Source organism: Thalassolituus sp. UBA3500, assembly GCF_002377545.1.
In the GTDB taxonomy this organism is placed as follows: Bacteria; Pseudomonadota; Gammaproteobacteria; order Pseudomonadales; family Oceanobacteraceae; genus Thalassolituus.
On the sequence record NZ_DFQB01000015.1, the window covers coordinates 21,406 to 37,572 of the forward strand.

13 protein-coding genes are annotated in these 16,167 nt (G+C 50.2%); all 13 read right to left on the reverse strand.

Features of this window, described 5'->3' with window-relative positions; genetic code table 11:
• Positions 1-63 precede the first annotated feature (63 nt).
• The 13 genes from hrpA to B2R29_RS04175 all read right to left on the reverse strand — a co-directional run bounded on the left by hrpA (position 64) and on the right by B2R29_RS04175 (position 16,072).
• Positions 64-3,963: an ATP-dependent RNA helicase HrpA gene (hrpA, locus tag B2R29_RS04115; RefSeq protein WP_301179904.1), complete on the reverse strand. Its 3,900-nt coding sequence runs from the start codon at positions 3,961-3,963 to the stop codon at positions 64-66.
• Positions 3,964-4,031: 68 nt separating this feature from the next.
• Positions 4,032-5,711, reverse strand: coding sequence for an AMP-binding protein (locus B2R29_RS04120; RefSeq protein WP_301179905.1), 1,680 nt, complete (start codon positions 5,709-5,711; stop codon positions 4,032-4,034).
• 131 nt (positions 5,712-5,842) lie between these two features.
• Complete coding sequence (locus B2R29_RS04125; RefSeq protein WP_301179906.1) at positions 5,843-6,808, reverse strand: AgmX/PglI C-terminal domain-containing protein; 966 nt, start codon at positions 6,806-6,808, stop codon at positions 5,843-5,845.
• On the reverse strand, positions 6,808-7,302 hold the full coding sequence (locus tag B2R29_RS04130) for an ExbD/TolR family protein (RefSeq protein ID WP_301179907.1): 495 nt from the start codon (positions 7,300-7,302) through the stop codon (positions 6,808-6,810). Before B2R29_RS04130 ends, B2R29_RS04125 begins: the two co-directional genes overlap by 1 nt.
• On the reverse strand, positions 7,299-7,808 hold the full coding sequence (locus B2R29_RS04135) for an ExbD/TolR family protein (RefSeq protein ID WP_273087295.1): 510 nt from the start codon (positions 7,806-7,808) through the stop codon (positions 7,299-7,301). The genes B2R29_RS04130 and B2R29_RS04135 overlap by 4 nt, the downstream gene beginning before the upstream one ends.
• A 14-nt stretch (positions 7,809-7,822) precedes the next feature.
• A complete protein-coding gene (locus B2R29_RS04140) occupies positions 7,823-8,479 on the reverse strand; it encodes a MotA/TolQ/ExbB proton channel family protein (protein WP_301179908.1) in 657 nt (218 codons plus the stop codon).
• A gap of 103 nt (positions 8,480-8,582) precedes the next feature.
• The gene (locus B2R29_RS04145; RefSeq protein WP_301179909.1) at positions 8,583-8,897 is read right to left on the reverse strand and encodes a hypothetical protein; all 315 of its coding nucleotides are present in this window, start codon (positions 8,895-8,897) and stop codon (positions 8,583-8,585) included.
• A complete protein-coding gene (locus B2R29_RS04150) occupies positions 8,894-9,739 on the reverse strand; it encodes a tetratricopeptide repeat protein (protein WP_301179910.1) in 846 nt (281 codons plus the stop codon). The genes B2R29_RS04145 and B2R29_RS04150 overlap by 4 nt, the downstream gene beginning before the upstream one ends.
• Positions 9,720-12,527: a tetratricopeptide repeat protein gene (locus B2R29_RS04155; RefSeq protein WP_301179911.1), complete on the reverse strand. Its 2,808-nt coding sequence runs from the start codon at positions 12,525-12,527 to the stop codon at positions 9,720-9,722. Before B2R29_RS04155 ends, B2R29_RS04150 begins: the two co-directional genes overlap by 20 nt.
• On the reverse strand, positions 12,527-14,494 hold the full coding sequence (locus B2R29_RS04160) for a hypothetical protein (RefSeq protein WP_301179912.1): 1,968 nt from the start codon (positions 14,492-14,494) through the stop codon (positions 12,527-12,529). Before B2R29_RS04160 ends, B2R29_RS04155 begins: the two co-directional genes overlap by 1 nt.
• A gap of 4 nt (positions 14,495-14,498) precedes the next feature.
• Complete coding sequence (locus B2R29_RS04165) at positions 14,499-14,996, reverse strand: hypothetical protein (RefSeq protein ID WP_301179913.1); 498 nt, start codon at positions 14,994-14,996, stop codon at positions 14,499-14,501.
• Positions 14,997-14,999: 3 nt separating this feature from the next.
• Positions 15,000-15,494: a hypothetical protein gene (locus B2R29_RS04170; protein WP_301179914.1), complete on the reverse strand. Its 495-nt coding sequence runs from the start codon at positions 15,492-15,494 to the stop codon at positions 15,000-15,002.
• Complete coding sequence (locus B2R29_RS04175) at positions 15,464-16,072, reverse strand: hypothetical protein (RefSeq protein WP_301179915.1); 609 nt, start codon at positions 16,070-16,072, stop codon at positions 15,464-15,466. Before B2R29_RS04175 ends, B2R29_RS04170 begins: the two co-directional genes overlap by 31 nt.
• Between the last annotated feature and the right edge of the window lie 95 nt (positions 16,073-16,167).

Here is a 16,167-nt window from a genome sequence, read left to right on the forward strand (position 1 = left end):
CATTTTTTGAGCCAATTACTCCGGGCCAGCACCCTCTCATAGCCGGATTCAGACCAGGCAAGATTACAACCCGGCCTGAACAATCTCCTGCCATCGCTTATTGAGGCGTTTAAGCGAGACTGGCTCCTGCGTACCCAGCGGCTGAGCAAATAGCGACACTCGCCACTCTTCAAGCAACCAGCGAAACTCACCCAATGCCTCCGGGTTCGCACTGCCACGCTCAACAGCCTCTTTCCATGGCCCGAATACAGACTCAAACTCAATCATGGACTGGCGATCACGGGCAAGGTTCCCCTGCAACTTATCGATCCGGTACTCCATCGCACGGAGATACCGGGTAAAACACTTAAGCCGGGACCAAGGCACAGCAACCAGAAACCCTGGTTCCAACAGGCGTTCCAGGTGCGCCTTCGTATCACTGAATGCCATAGCCTTATCCATAGTGACGGCCCCGCGGAGACTCTTCAAGACAGCGTGCCTGATCTTCAACCACTCGACAAACTGGGTCAGAAGATCATCCATATGTTGATGTAGTCGGCTACGTCTCGTGATTCTTACATCAAATTCTTCGGGTTCTCGCGGGAGTGCTTCATTAAGAGGCAACATAACGTGTGTGTACACCGCATCAACCAGCTCTCGGGTTATATCTGCCTCAGACCCCATCCCCTTAGCGAGCAACCAGTGAGGCTTCATTTTTGATTGAATTGCCTGGCGAAGATCGCGATCCACGCCAGCAAGTCGCTGACGAATCAAAGCCAACACCCCTTGTCGATGGGATGTCTCAGCCTGTGCTTCACTGTTTTCCGTCGTCAGAATTACCTGACCGCTCTCATTTTTGAGGCAAGGATACGACCTGACCGGTAACCCCGCCACTTCAGCCTCTGTTGACTCTGGCAACCGACCAAAGTCCCAATCATTCACTTGATGCCCTGCGAATCTGTCATCCAGTAAAACGTACTCAGATGAATCACCACTCACATCAACACTCTCTATAAGTGCCTGCAGATCCCGGCCTTCTGCGAGGACAGCATCACCATTAAGCACCCTGAAGTTCATTTGCAAATGGGGATCCAGAGCATCGCTCATCAGCTCTTCTGGTGTAATGCGTTCAGGCCTAAGCGTCTGATTAAGAAACTCAGCCAATTGAATATACAACCCACCTTTCGAAGAGGAAGCCTGATTGAGAAAACGGGTCGCCGTCTCAGGCACAGGTACAAACTTCTTTCTAACCGGCTTTGGCAGAGCTTTAATGATCGCGGTTACTTTCTGATGGATAAACCCCGGCACCAGCCACTCCACCAATCTTTCATTAACCTGGGGCAACATCTGTGCAGGAACGGTCAAGGTAACACCGTCAGAAACATTTCCCGGCGCGAAGGTATACGTCAAAGGAAAATCAATACCATTAATCGCCAGCTCGGCGGGATAATCATCACTTGATATGCCACGAGCGGCATCAGACAAGAGAAATTCCCGTGTCAGATAAAGTGGTTGTTTATCGTCATTTCCAGCTTTCTTAACCCAGCTCTCCAGTGCACGGCGAGAGAAAACATTGTCGGGGAAGTGCTTTTCATAGAAATCAATCAGTGCGTGGTCATCTATAACGAGATCCCGGCGCCGCGACTTCTCTTCGTACTCGGTAACCTCTTTTATCAGTTCGATATTCTTCTGATAAAAATCCACTTTCGATCCGAGCTGTTGAGCAACGAGAGCCTCAGTAATGAAAATTTCCCGGCTCTCTGCTGGGTGCGTTCTGGAATAATCAACACGCTTTTTAGGGTTTACCACAAGACCGTAAAGCGACGACTGCTCAGACGCCATAACCTGTCCGCGCTGCTGCTGCCAATGCGGCTCGAAATACTGATACTTCAGTAAATTCTTACCGCACTCTTCAATCCATTCGGGTTCAACTTTTGCGACCATCCGGGCAAATAATTTACTGGTTTCAACCAGCTCAGCGGCAACCAACCATTTAGGTGGTTTTTTATATCCGGCACTACCGGGCGCCATGACAAAACGCCGGTTGCGCGCTCCGATATATTCTTTCTGCTCTGCTTTGAATCCAATATGGCTTAACATTCCGGAAAGGATGGCCTTATGCAGAGATTCGTACGAGGCGGGTTCGGCATTGGTCGCCATATCCATATCGCGCAACATCAGATGCAGCTGACGATGAATATCACGCCATTCTCTCATCCGCATATACGACAAATAATTCTTACTACACCACTTGCGCAGCTGATTCTGACTTAACTCCTGGCGTTTTGCTTCAAAGCCATTCCAGAGATTAATCAGTGTTGCGAAATCTGAATCATCATCAGCCCATTGGCGGTGTTTTTCGGCAGCCGCCTGTTGTTTTTCCTGAGGCCGTTCTCTTGGATCCGCCACCGTTAATGCGGCCGCGACAATCATCATTTCTGTCGTACAGTGCCGCTGCCCGGCTGCAATCAACATACGACCAATTCGAGGGTCTACCGGTAAACGCGCCATAGTACGACCGGTATTCGTAATCTTCTTACTACCGTCTACGGCACCCAGTTCAGACAGCAAGGTATAGCCGTCTTTTACGAAGCGTTCATCCGGTGCATCGACAAATGGAAACTTACGAATATCGCCAAGGCGAAGATTAAGCATCTGCAAAATAACAGCAGCAAGATTGGTTCGGCGAATTTCCGGATCAGTAAACTCGGGCCGGGAAAGAAAGTCCTGTTCTTCATAAAGCCGGATGCAGGTACCTGGTTCAATCCGGCCGCAACGCCCAGCTCGCTGATTAGCGCTGGCCTGAGAGATCGCCTCTACTGGCAAACGCTGAACTTTTGTACGGTAACTGTAACGACTGATCCGCGCCACACCCGAGTCAATGACATAACGAATACCTGGAACCGTCAAAGACGTCTCGGCGACATTTGTACTGAGGACAACCCGGCGGCCACCATGGGGCCGGAATATTTTCTGCTGATCGGCAGAGCTTAAGCGCGCATAGAGCGGCAGAATATCTGTTGCAGGCAACTGCTGGCGCCGCAGAAAGTCGGCACATTCACGAATTTCTCTCTCGCCCGGCAAAAAGATCAAGGTATCACCCGGACTCCCCTTCGCTTTATCGACTGAACGCAACTCTTCGAGTGCTTCCGCTATTCCCTCGAACAGAGAGCGATCTTCTTCATCGTCGTCATTCCGAACGAGAGGACGATATAAAACATCGACTGGATGGGTGCGACCAGACACCTGAATAATCGGGGCATTATCGAAGTGCTGAGAAAACCGTTCAACGTCAATGGTCGCCGAAGTAATAATGACTTTCAGGTCCGGACGCTTAGGCAATAATTGCTTGAGGTAGCCCATCAGAAAATCAATATTCAGGCTGCGTTCGTGGGCCTCATCAATAATGATACAGTCATATTCATTCAGAAAACGGTCATGCTGTGTCTGGGCGAGTAGAATACCGTCAGTCATGACTTTAATTCGGGTATTGTCATTCGACTGATCGGTGAAGCGAACCTGATAGCCCACTGTCTCACCAAGTGGGCTGTGAAGCTCATCTGCAATTCGCTGAGAGACCGAACGTGCAGCGAGGCGCCGCGGCTGGGTATGCCCTATTTTTCCATAAATACCCAAACCCGCTTCGAGGCACATTTTAGGCAGCTGAGTTGTTTTGCCTGAGCCTGTTTCTCCAGCAATGACAACCACTTGATTTTCCGAGATCAGCGATAAAATTTCGGCTTTTTTATCGCAGACAGGCAAAGTTTTCGGGTAATTCAATGCCGGACACGCACTTCGTGCAGCAACTGCTTTCTGGCTATTTTCGACTCGGGTGACCAGCTTTGCCAATTGATCCTGCTGTTTCTCAGCTGGTGCCTTCTCTATACGCCTGATTGCACTGCGAACCGCGTGCCGATCACGGACAAGGCAATGCTTCAGAGATTTTTCGAGTTCAGAGAGAATCTTGATTACTTCGGTAGACATGTATCCCGCCAGTCAGAAACAAAAACGCCCCGGAAACCGGGGCGTTTAGTGTAACACGGAGCCAGGCCTTATTTGTGCTTAGCGAGCTCTTCGTCACGCAGCTCCCGACGCAGTATCTTACCCACGTTGGTCTTCGGCAGTTCTTCGCGGAACTCTACGATTTTTGGTACTTTGTACGCCGTCAGATTCTCGCGACAATAAGCAATCACATCTTTCTCAGTCAGTGATGGGTTACCGCGCACCACAAAGACTTTCACTGCTTCAGAACTCTTTGGATCCGGAATCCCGATAGCGGCTGCTTCAACGATATCCTTATGAGATACAATGACGTCTTCCACTTCGTTTGGATACACATTAAAGCCAGACACAATGATCATATCCTTCTTGCGGTCAACGATCTTAAGGTAGCCATCCTCATTGATAACGGCCATGTCACCAGTCTTCAGCCAGCCATCCTTAGTCATGGTCTCTTCTGTTGCTTCAGGGCGCTGCCAATAACCTTTCATCACCTGGGGCCCTTTCACACACAGTTCACCGGCTTCTCCAAGAGGTAACTCGTTACCCTCTTCATCGATCACCATACAAGCTGTGTTCGCAACTGGCATACCAATAGTGCCCTGCTTAATGCGCGTGGTTGGATTAAACGTAACCACTGGAGACGTCTCCGTCATTCCATAGCCCTCTGCAACTTCGCAGCCGGTTACCGCTTTCCATTCATCGAACGCGGCCTTGGTCAGAGCCATGCCCCCCGAAACAGTCAGCTTGAGTTTGCTGAAATCAAGAGCACGGAAATCGTCTTGAGCACAAAGCGCAACAAAGAGCGTATTAAGCCCTACAAACCCGGTAAACTCGGTCTTTTGAAGCGTTTTAATAAAACCAGGAATATCACGAGGGTTCGGGATAAGAATGCTGTGATTACCCGTCTGCAGCAGCACCATGCAGTGCATGGTAAATGCGTAAATGTGATACAGAGGCAAAGGACATATCACCGTCTCCTCGCCCTCGTTCATCACCTGCTTAAACACGCCGTACGCCTGAGCCATGTTTGCCATCAGGTTACCGTGTGTCAGCATTGCCCCTTTGGCTACACCTGTCGTACCACCCGTGTATTGCAGTACAGCAATATCCTCTGAGGTCGCCGGTGCGCTGGTATACGGTTTACCCTTGCCTTTACTAAGTGCTTTCCGCAGGGGGATAGCGCCTGGAATATTGGCGGCAGGCACTTCCTTTTTAACGTACTTAAGTACTGTGTTAATCAGGGTTCTCTTGAGCGGGCAATGCATATCACCAACGTTTGTAACGATGACATGCTTAATGCCGGTCTTGGGTACAACCCGCTCGACCTTATCGCCGAAATTAGCAAGAACAACCAGAGCTTTCGCGCCAGAATCATTAAACTGGTGTTCCATTTCGCGCTCGGTATACAGGGGATTAGTATTCACCACGATGATACCAGCGCGCATCGCGCCAAATACGACGACCGGGTACTGCAGGACATTGGGCAGCTGAACAGCAATACGATCTCCCGCCTGAAGTGAGGTTTCGTTCTGAAGGAAAGATGCGAACGCAGCACTTTTCTCATCCAGCTGAGCATACGTCATGGTTTGCCCGAGACATGTAAACGCTGGTAGCTCAGCGTACTTTTTAACGAAACCATCAAAAATTTCGGTAATGCACGAAAACTCATTTACGTTAACTGTCTTTGGATACCCTTCAGGGTACCGCTCCTGGAAAAACTGTTCGTTCATTTCAATCTCCATTCACTGTCTTGGTTCAGGATCAACCGAAGCTATTGCAGTCGAGTTTAGCGGCATTACGTCAGGTGGGCCAGTATCCTATACGGATAAAAAAAGCCCGGCTTATGCCGGGCTTTAATGCTTCAAGGGTTAAAGCGGATTGGGTACTCCACCTTAGTAACCTCGACGTTGGGTCGACTCTCAAATGCCATCTGCTGACATTTGAGCTCAACACTGCGAATCAAACGAGCATCTTTGACTTCGCTCTTCGCAGCTTTACACGAAGTGACCGAACCGTCCGGTTGAATCGTCAGCGCCAGAGTCACCGAACCCTCCAGGGTTGGGTTCTTCCGCAGAGCTCTACGATACAGTCGGTCGTAGTGAACGTTGTACGCTTCGAACACCAGTCTTAGCTCTTCCTGGCTACGCTTTTTCGACTCCTCTGCTGCCGCGACTGCCTCTGCAGCGACTTCAACGGTTGTCGTAGCGCGATCGCCAAGGTTTTCGCCTGAGGTGACATTAGTCAGCGTTGCTACATCAACACCACCCGAGCTACGGCTTGCCGCTGTACGGTCTACCACAGAGCCAACGTTCGTGGCCTGAGTGCCTTTCGTACTGAGCGACGAACTCGAAGTACTCAATGCTGTCGTTGGTATTGCCGATCGCAGATCGCTCAGAGCCTGAAGTGCCTCACTGCCGACTGCATCCCGCGCCTTCTGTTTAGCTGCCTGGCGCTGTTGCTCTGTTGCTTCAACCTTAGGCTTAGGCTCGGGTTTAGGTTCCGGCTTCGGCTGAGGTTTCGGCTCAGGCTTAGGTTCAGGTTTTGGCTCGGGCTCAGGTTCCGGCTCGGGCTTTGGTTCCGGCTTCGGCTGAGGTTTCGGCTCGGGCTTTGGTTTAGGAAGCTCCTGCTTTTTGCGCTCAATCACTTTCGCCAGTTGAGGCGGAAGTTCTTCCAGCTCTGATCTGTCTTTTTCCGGCAGATCTATAAAAGGAACCACAACACCCACCAATAGCATCAAAGCCAGCAGTACACCGAGAATAGTCCAGAGACGTCTGCTGTCTTCACCGTCGGTCCACGGCAGTTCAGGTGTGCGATAAATACTGCTCATCACTCACCTCCCGGCTGCTTTTGATTGACCGCCAGTGAGATATTGGCAAAGCCTGACTCAGCACAGGTACTCATAATTCGTTTCAGAACTGAGTATGCCGTAGCTTTGTCACCCACAATCGTCACGGGCCGGCTGTCTTCGCCTTCAGCAATTGGCGTGCGACTGGCCTGATACTCAAGCTCAGTGAGCAACGAGGGGATGATCTCGTCATCGCCCTGCTTGATCGCAGACAGCTGTGCTACCGACCGCCCTTGTACGAGCAGGTCAGTTTCTGTCACCAGTACTGTCAGTTGCTCTTCAGGCTTATTCTCTGATACGGACACCGGAAGCTCTACGCTGTCGGTGTTCTGAACTTCCACCTCAGACTGATTTACCATCAGGAAGAACACCAGAATGGTGAAAATATCCATCAGGGCCGTCAGATTAAGACCGTTCTTATTTGCATTGCGTTTATGGTTGCGATGCATACGCTTTGCACGACGTGACATTTTCATGGTGCCACCTCCTGCGCATCGGCCTCACCCAGGGAAATATCTGGGAAAAGAACAGCATCAACCAGGGACGCAGCGACCACAGCCGGGTAAATACGTACCGTATCCATAACAGTTACCAGGGTCTGGTAATCCGTATTAGGCTCTGCGAGCAATGTAATATCTCGTTTTTCTGCAAACTCTGGATTCTTCTTGGCTTTCTGAAGTGCCTCCGAAAGGCCCTCATAGTCAAGTTCTCCGGACTGAGCAGGAATAGAAGCCAGCTCTACCGTCTCTTCCTGATATGTTCGGGAGAGGGTAAATCCTGTCTTCCTGATCGTCACTTCAAGCGTGACATCCTCCGGGTTAACGGCACCTGGCTCATCGCCAGAAGGTAACCTTAGATCCAGTACGGCCAGTTGTGAAAAGACCATATTCATCAACAGCACAGGTACCAGTACGATCATCAGGTTCATGAAGGATGTTACGTTGAGTTCCGCCTCTTCTCTGATTTTCTTATGGCGTCTCATCGAACGACTCCTGATTAACCGTTACTTGAAGGAGTACCGTTTTGTCCTGCCTTTTTATCCGTGATGGTATTCAGGAACTTAACTCCTGCCATCTCGATACTGTCGACGATTTCAGATGTTTTAGTCTGCAGATAGCTATGCAGCAAAATCAGAGGAATAGCAGCAATCAGACCGAAAGCTGTGGTGTTCATCGCAACCGAAATACTCTGAGACAGCAATTCAGCCTTTTCAGCAGCGGGGGCACTGGCGACCGCGGTAAACGCAGCAATCAGACCCATAATGGTGCCCAGAAGTCCCATCAGAGTCGCGATATTAGCGAGGGTTGCGATGTATGGAGTGCGCTTTTCCAGTTGAGGAATCGCCTCCATCAGGCCTTCTTCCAGTGCATATTCAACTTCTTCACGACGCTGAGCCGTCGGAATACGCTGAATGCCGGCCGCAAAGATATTAGCAATGTGAGTATCAGAGCTATTGGCGTAATTCAATGCAGAACGCAGATCACGCTTCTGCAACATAGGGTACATTTCATCGAAGGCACGACGGTTACCCGACTTTTCCTTCGCGAGGACGAGCAAACGCTCAATTGCGACAGCGAGACCGATTACCATGATGATTGCAATCGGGTACATAAACACACCACCTTCCTGAAGGAAGCGAATGATGGAATCCATTGGAGATCTCCGGTTCTGATACTATTGTTGTTCTGATAAGCAGCTCATTAAAGCTGCACACGCGCTGATTTAACCATTATTTTCGTGCAGAAAAAACCGCACTTCACTCTATTTCCAGGACTTCGTTTAACCGTGTGACGTGATCCTCTTTTTCGTTATAACGCTTACCATAACGTATTTCGCGTTTCAGACTGTCACGGGTCAATGGTCGGAACCAATGACGATTAAAGCTGGTAACGGGCTCATACAACCGCCCGGTTCCTGGTGGCGGTTGCCAGGCATTAATATAGAGTACATTCGGATTCTCGCTATTACCTCGAATTGTCATTCCCTGAAGACGAACGACATCATCGTCTGCCGACAATGCTTCCAGGCTAATGAGCAATAGTGGCAAAAGGACACCGGCCAGATATCTCATATTTCACCCCCACTTTCCCGATCACCTTCACTTTGTGGCGTATCGTCAGAAACGTCTGAACTATCTTCGGTGCTTTCAGTAGCAACCGCGCCTTCTCCGCCGGCCCCACCATCTTGTGACACAGATTCACTGACACCAACGTCTGCGGCACTTTGTGGCGAGCCTATTGCCACTGAAGCTTCGCTTACCGGTTGTACAGGTTCCTTCAGCGAGTCATACCACTCATCAATGCTTTCTGGGTCGGCCTCATCAACCCCAACGCGACGCGCAAGATCAATCACCCAGATATTGAGTTTTTCATCTTCAGGCATCAATCGACGCGCTTTCCGGTAAAACTCCAGTGCGCTTTCGAGATCATTACGATACAGGTCTAATAGAATACCCAGATTGTAATAATGGCGTCCTTCATCTGGCTCGCAGTCAATAGCCGCGTAATAGCTTGCCTGCGCATCATCAAAACGCCCTAGTTCGCGATAGGTAATACCACTCAGAGCATGAACCGGGCAAAACGTCGGATCTATCTCTTCAACCTTTTCATAGGATGCCGCCGCCTCTTCGTAATTACCTGTCTGATAATATGCCAATCCGAGGTTGGTCCAGACGCCGGGGTACTGCCCATAAACAACCGACATATCAGCCCAATGCTGCCTTGCGTCCTCAAATTTCTGATCCTCCATCAGAGACAGGCCATTGCGATATTCATCCTCAAACCCTTCTGGCAGAGGTTGCACCAGAGGCTGACCATCCGGTCCAAGCTCAGCGGAATCTTGAATTGCAGGTTTATTCGAGGCGCAGGCACTCAATAAAACAATCAGTAACGTACTAGCGAATCTGATCAACATACGTCACCGCTTTTTCTTGTTTGTCGTATTGGCCCGGCATCAACTTAGCCATGGACCTGAAACTCTCTTTAACCCACTCATCGTACAAGCCATCGTAAGTCCTGCTGATATTGGTCTGATGAATATCAATCGCCGCTTCTTCCAGAGGGAATGCCTGATCCTCAAGTAGGAAGGTATACTCTTCCTCCTCAAGCTCATCCATGCCCGCAGGACGCTCTGACTCCATCAGGCAGCGGCTGAATTTTGCGTACATATCGCCAATATGAAATGTCGCGGGTGTCGTGAACTCCAGCACTTCCATCTCAACGGCCTGGGTGTAACGTTTAAGAGCACCCTGCATCGCTTTATTTTTACGCACAATGCTTTTCGCCAACGGCAAATTAATTTCTATCTCGTCGAAGCGACGTCGGTCAAATTCGCCCAATTCAAATGCCGCTTTAGACGCGAGATAACGGGACCGATCAGTTTTGTCATCACCGGCGCGAGTGTGAAGACTAATTATTTTATCCAGCCAGAAACGACGTTTTTCTTCTTCCCCAAGGTTTGCGTATATCTGATCAAGTTTGTAGTGCGCTTCAATAGCTGGATCAAAAGGACGTTTGTAGGTGTGGGCATAGCGACGATACATAACAATCGCGTTATCAAAGTCTTCCGCTTTCTCAAAATATTCAGCCGACTGGAATGCAGCGATGCGTTTCTCTTCGTCATCCGTGCCTGAGTCAGAAATTGACTTAAGCTCAAATGCCGCTTCCCGCCACTCCCCTTGTCCTTCATAGGCGATAATTAATTTACTGCGAATATCATCACTGAACTGGCTGTTTGGGTGAGTCTCACGAAATGCGAGCAAGACTTCTTCTGCCCGAGCAAAATCTTCTGTCTGCATCAACAATGTTGCAGCATCGTATTCTGCATTTTCCCGCAGATTACTCTCCGGGACGACATCAGCAAGCCGTAACCACTGCGCCACCGCTTCTTCGGGATTATCCTCTTGCGCTGCTTCGCCCTGTTTATAAATAGCCGCGGCTGACTTCTGGCGAAGATCCGCCCGCTCTTTTCGACTCAGTTCTGAATATTCAGAGGCAGCTAACAACGCGGTTTCGGCTTCTTCAAATTTGCCAAGCTCAAACGCTGAATGCCCCTGCACCAGAGACGCACCGTAAGAATACCTCGGCGGCAGCTCCACCCCACTCTCCTGAGCAAGGCGTGCGGTCGTTAAGGCCTGACCGTAATATTCGTCGGCAAGAAGCATTTCCGCAGTATTCACCAGAACGGTACCCCGCCGTTCATCCTGTGGAAATTCAAGCACGAAGCGCTTTGCACTGGCGACAGTCAGCTGGCGCCAGCGTGCCTCTTCCTCGGGGGTCGGCTTATACTTGTTGTACGCAAGCAATGCCGCATACCCTGCTTCAGCGGCGTTTTCGTAAAATGGATACTGATAAGCAACAATTTCATAGTTGTTGCGAGCATCGTCGTAGTTTCCAATTTCGTAGGATATTTCTGCCAACAAAAAGTGGGCTTTTACTGCATCCGGTGCTTTAGGGAACGAACGGATATATTCCCGATACCAACCTGCAGCCTGCTCCAAGCGCTCCTGTTTTTCCTTCGCAGACTTCGTTTGCTGCCCCCAGCCGTGTGCAAACGTCGCCAGATCCCAGATGTAATCCCCCAAAGCCACCGTAATCAATGTGCGAACATCTTCACCATGTGTCTCCCAATAAGGGGAACCGACACCGAAGCGTTCAATAAATACCTCTTTATGCTTTCTGCGCAGCATCGGATAGCCTGCTTTTTCATACCCCGAGATTAAACGGCGATAATAAAGCGGGGCTCGGTCATCGTCGGGGAAGCGATCAACAAACGCGCGTAATGTTGACGCTGAACTTTTGTAGTACTTTTTTTCGTAATACTGATTGGAGAGCTCTGCATAAATACGATATTCAAAATACCGTGCACCGTGCTCGTCGTAAAAACGTGCAATCTCGTTCCAGTCACCGAGGTAGTCAAACATCAACGCCATAATACGCAGGGAGTCATTCAATACCTCCAGCTCTGCGCCATCTGCTGCCATTAATGTTTCATCATCCGGAAAATGTTCATCAATCATTTCCGTGAAAGCCAGCAGGCTGTCTTCAAGTCTGTTCTGCTTAAACAACGCCCAGCCGCGAAAATACTGAGCATCCAGGTAATACTGGTTTCCATCCGGCCCAAACTCTACGACCTGCGCAAAGCGATTTTCTGAGGCTTCGAAATCGCTGACGTTATAGAGCATCCGCCCAAGCCTGAACTGCGACTCTAAATAGTAAATTGACTCGGGATAGCGCTCAGTCAACTCTTCAAGAACAGCAATTGCCTGGTTCTGGCGCCCGGCTAATGAGTACGCTTTCGCCAACTGATAATAGATAGTGTCGTTGTCTATCCGATCAGGGTAGAGTTCAAGAAGGGTTTCGTAGTCGCCAATGGAGGCTTCTGCCATTTCCCGGTCTTCCGCGACCATGGCATCAATATCATCGCCAAACTGATCCATTCTGATTTCGTCCCACTGAAGCTTGAGTCCCGCAATACGGTGGGCGACACGGACGCGCAACTCAGGGTCCGTTGATACTTCCAGATAGGATTGATAGCTGCGAATCACGTCTCTATGGTCAACCCCCAGGGGCTCATCAGACGCCGTGCGCACGGTAAGCGTACCGATATCAGACAGATACTTGCGTTCATCTTTCTTGCCAAACCAGCTACAGCCAGAACTCAACGCAATCAGAATCGTCAGTAGCAGAAAACGGGACAACATTACTTAACCGCCTCCTGGTTTTCAGTGTCCGGCTCATACTCAAGCGAGCCAAATTCATTTTGCAGCGAGTCATCATAAAGGCGCGCTAATGCGAGTCGTGCCTGGGCAAGATACAGCGTCAGGCGTTCATGGAGTTCTGACAGGTGAGCTCTGGCCATGTCGGTCAACAAAGTTTCCTGATCACTCTGAATTTCAGCCACGCTCGCATCTAACGCAGCAACGCGTTGCTGTAGCTGACGCACACGTTCAGGGAGTCCGCGCCAGGAACTGTCTGCCCACATAAGAGACGTGCGGGTATTTTCGAGCTGACGAAAAAGCTTGTCCGTTTCAGAACGCAATATCATATGGTCGCGCTCTGTATCCCATTTTCGCTGTGGCTGTGCTTCATAAATCGACCACAACTGGAGGCCACGCATACGACGCCAGCGCTCTTTATAAGGCGCAAGATCACGGGTAGGCGTTCCGATTTTTTGCAGCTGAGTAACCGCAGGAACGACATTTCTGAGACGTTCGATACGTGCCTCATCACTTTTGGATGCGAACGAAAATACGGTCTCATCTTCATCCAACAGCCTGTCCTGCACGGCAAGAATACTTCGAAGAACATCCATCTGACGTTCCTCAAGCTGTTCTAGCAAAGCCTCACCGCCCATCGATTCAAGATTCTCACGACGTTCAACCAGAATGTCGGACCATAAAGTCAACTCACGCATGGCTTCTGCAAGGTCGGCACGGATACGGTCAAGATCATGGAGTTTTGCCAATTCTTGCGTGAATGACTCTTCTTTGAGTAACCCCTGAGCAAAACGTGTGATCTGGCTTTGTGGCAGATCACTCAGCGCCTGCCTTTGCCAACCCCAGTTCTCAGAATCATTTGCCTGACGCCATTCACCAAGCCAGTCACCTAACGATTCTTCCTGGTTAAGTTGTTTCAGCTCTGAGACCATCTCCGTCAAACGTTCTTCAACACGTTCGTACGCCAGAACAGATTGATTTACAGCATCAACCAGTTCAAGCGTGTGAGGTACTGCCAGGTACGACTCCACCACCGCCGGGTGATATTCGTCATACAGCTGCTGCAGTATACGCCATGGTTGAATGGCATCTTCATAACGCCACTGAGCTAATAAGTTCCATCCGTAATGCAGTAACGCCGGAGGCGTAAACACTGATTCAAGCGTCACGTCCGAGAAATAACGATTAGCTATCACATGTTTATCTCGCTCCATCGCGGCGATGCCAGAAATCAGCAAAATACGATCACGCAGAGCTGTACCCTCTTCATTGTCTGGCAAGTAGAAGATGGCCTCGTCAATGGTCGATTCAATGTCACGACTTCTGAAATTCTGACGAACCATTGCCAGAATCAGGTTGTAGCGTGCGTACCCAGTCCAGATATCCGCGTCGGCCATCCCGTTAAGTACAGTCAAGGCTTCTTCAACGCGATCCTGCTCACTAATGCTACTGACCAGTAGATACGAGAGTTCCTGATTATGCCGCCGACTAAGCCGCGGAGATGCCGCAAACGCATTCCGTGCTGCTTGCTCCGCACGTGCGTAGAAGCCCGCACTGAACAGTCGCTGAGCCAGGAAATACCAGGCGTCACCAGAAGCACTGCCGCCGTCTTCAAAAACCGCATAGAAAAGGTCTTCAGCCTGATCTTCCAAACCAAGAGACAGAAAGACAGCAGCACGCATGACCTCTGCCTCTGTTTCGGGCGTTGAGTCACTACCGATCAGCTCTTTCCACTCACGCAGATAATAGAGCGTCTGGTAATACTCACCGACGAGATAGGAATAATAAAAGTTACCGCGCAGCAGACGTTTTTCAGCATCTTCATTGACGCCAAGGCCTTCGATATCGTCGAGATCAATATCAATATCGTCTTCTGACAGGTCCTCTGCATTTACACTGACACTAAAAAACGTCAGTGGAACCAGCAGAAGTAGAAGAAATAGTTTCCGCATCAAATTACCAGTACTTCAGCTGCAACCGCGCACTCTGCAGATCATCACGATCAACAATCAAGAGCTCTGTAATTAATGGCTTACCGGTTTTAGTAATTATTTCAGTGATTGCCAGCTCTCGCCCCTGCCCCTGATGATCCACACCGCGAATGGTCACAGACACCTCGTGTTTCCCCGGTGCGAGGTTCAGGTCACCCAACGGTTGAACCGCACCCATTCGAAGCGCTTTCACCTGACGCTCTGTGTAAAGGTGCTGAAGCTCGAGCTTACCATCGACAGACAACTCGACGGATAAGGGCTCAAAATATTCACCGTGATTCAGAGTTACATGAAATGCAGCACGAGTCGTTGCCGGGCTAAGAAGTTCGCGTTCGAGCTCATACAGGTCACGATTAAGTTCAAGAACAGCCTCTTTGGCTGTCATAACCTGTTCACGCACTGCCGCGTCTTCTGCCATAACTGCAGAAGTAAACAGCATGCTCAGAACTAACAGAAATTTCATTGTCTACTCCGGTTGCTGATAGTCACGGCCCTGGCTCATCCAGCGCATCACTACCTGCTCTGTTTCCTGATAATTATCGTCAAGATCACCCGTAATCAGGTGATCGAGGCGACCATCGGCATTGATCAACATAACCGCGGGCCGCTCTTCAAATACCCACCCCTGACGCCACTTGGGCTCATACTTCAGAACTGGAATACGCATATTCGGTGGTTGACGACTGCCTTTTGGCGTCCACACAAACCACCCCTTTAACCTCTCAATCTCCAGACTCTCAGCAAGGAGTTGATATCTGACGAGTCGCTCGGAGCATTCATTGCAGTCGCCAAGCCAGATTAACATCAGGTACGAACCCCGAGCCTCTTCTAGGCGCTGACCAAAACCGTTGGTCGCTGGCAGAGTGAAATCCGGAACCATGTCACCGGGCTTCAGACTTTCTGAAGCCTGCAGCTGGAGCGAAAAACAGATCAGTAATACAAGCCGAGTGAGATATCCCACTGCGTTCCCCCATCTGATTCAAGCGACTGAAGACGTTCATCATCAACCAGAAACTCCCGCACGCCTATTCCCGTCCAGATGCGCTCACCATGAAACTGAACATTCATGCCGAGAGACGCATAGCGACCGCTGGTATCACCCGAATGTTGCTCGCCTGCGTTCAGTTCTGCCGCAAGCACCCAGGGTACCGCACGAACGCCGCTAGTGCTGGCCGTCCCCTGAAGCAACGCGTAGCCCGCGCCGGCGGAGTAACGCAGCAGCTCTTCATCATCACTGCGCACCTCCTGGCCGTCGTTAATCACAGCGCGTGTGCTGAACTGGCCAAGCTGAGCTTCGCCCAGCAGATACCATTTTTCACCGGCGAAATAGCGTGCAGTAAAAAGAATGCCGGGTTGTGAATCGTTGTTGTATGCCAGCGTATTCGCATAACCAACACTAAAAATACCGTGCTCGACTTCTGTATCACCTAAATCATCCAGGCCGTTTCTCTGATTACCTGGGCTGAACACCTCGGCCGCAGCAGTGAACGACCACAACGTCATACCAGCAAGGCCCACCACCCGCGTAAAAGAATTCATAAACGTAATCTCCAAACTAGCGATGCTGATCTGTGCGTCGTCATATCACTGTCTAATGTCGTACCAACCTCACCCCGAGCCCCAACCTCGAAATA

Bases quoted from the DNA above. Each gene is read 5' to 3' on its own strand.
- hrpA (WP_301179904.1), bottom strand. From the start codon at position 3,963: ATGTCTACCGAAGTAATCAAGATTCTCTCTGAACTCGAAAAATCTCTG.
- B2R29_RS04120 (WP_301179905.1), bottom strand. From the start codon at position 5,711: ATGAACGAACAGTTTTTCCAGGAGCGGTACCCTGAAGGGTATCCAAAG.
- B2R29_RS04125 (WP_301179906.1), bottom strand. From the start codon at position 6,808: ATGAGCAGTATTTATCGCACACCTGAACTGCCGTGGACCGACGGTGAA.
- B2R29_RS04130 (WP_301179907.1), bottom strand. From the start codon at position 7,302: ATGAAAATGTCACGTCGTGCAAAGCGTATGCATCGCAACCATAAACGC.
- B2R29_RS04135 (WP_273087295.1), bottom strand. From the start codon at position 7,808: ATGAGACGCCATAAGAAAATCAGAGAAGAGGCGGAACTCAACGTAACA.
- B2R29_RS04140 (WP_301179908.1), bottom strand. From the start codon at position 8,479: ATGGATTCCATCATTCGCTTCCTTCAGGAAGGTGGTGTGTTTATGTAC.
- B2R29_RS04145 (WP_301179909.1), bottom strand. From the start codon at position 8,897: ATGAGATATCTGGCCGGTGTCCTTTTGCCACTATTGCTCATTAGCCTG.
- B2R29_RS04150 (WP_301179910.1), bottom strand. From the start codon at position 9,739: ATGTTGATCAGATTCGCTAGTACGTTACTGATTGTTTTATTGAGTGCC.
- B2R29_RS04155 (WP_301179911.1), bottom strand. From the start codon at position 12,527: ATGTTGTCCCGTTTTCTGCTACTGACGATTCTGATTGCGTTGAGTTCT.
- B2R29_RS04160 (WP_301179912.1), bottom strand. From the start codon at position 14,494: ATGCGGAAACTATTTCTTCTACTTCTGCTGGTTCCACTGACGTTTTTT.
- B2R29_RS04165 (WP_301179913.1), bottom strand. From the start codon at position 14,996: ATGAAATTTCTGTTAGTTCTGAGCATGCTGTTTACTTCTGCAGTTATG.
- B2R29_RS04175 (WP_301179915.1), bottom strand. From the start codon at position 16,072: ATGAATTCTTTTACGCGGGTGGTGGGCCTTGCTGGTATGACGTTGTGG.